The following is a 575-nucleotide window of genomic DNA, read 5'->3' on the forward strand; positions in this document are numbered from 1 at the left end:
TCGCGCAGGGCTTCTGAGATGAACTCAGGGCCGTTGTCCATGCGCAGCACCATGGGCGGGCCACCCCAGATCGCGAAAGTCTTCTCCAACTCCTCGATCAGCCGTTCGGCGGTGATCGAGCGGTCCACGATGTTCAGCAGCGATAGCCGGGTGTGCTCGTCCACCATCGACGCGATCTTGATCTTCTTCCCATCGACGGTGGAATCGAACTGAAAGTCCAATGCCCACACCACTTTCGGTGCGTCCGCGACCACGACCGGGACCGATGACTGGCCGGCGCGTTTGCGGCGCGGAGCACGCCGCACTTGCAGGCCCTCCTCCTTCCACAACCGATGCACTTTCTTCTTGTTGATCTCGATGCCGTCGTCGAAGCGCAGGTGCGCCCACGCGCGCCGGAACCCGTGCCGGGGGTTCTTGCGGGCATACGTGCGTAGCTGCTCGCGCAGTGCGGCGTCCGGATCGGCCGGGGTGTGTGCGTGCGGCAGCCGTCGATAGGCGGAACGGGAAAGCCCAACTACCCTGCACGCCATACGTTCTGACATGTTCTTGACGTCTTTGAGCATGTCGATGGCGGG

At 63.3% G+C, this 575-nt stretch carries 1 protein-coding gene; it reads right to left on the minus strand.

Translation table 11 applies throughout. The features are described 5' to 3' along the window. Nucleotides 1-575, minus strand: a 575-nt coding sequence (locus A5766_RS17325; RefSeq protein ID WP_156527505.1) for a DDE-type integrase/transposase/recombinase, incomplete at both ends; no start/stop codon positions are given.

Origin of the sequence: Gordonia sp. 852002-51296_SCH5728562-b (genome assembly GCF_001665475.1) — a bacterium.
GTDB classification, from domain to species: Bacteria; Actinomycetota; Actinomycetes; order Mycobacteriales; family Mycobacteriaceae; genus Gordonia; species Gordonia sputi.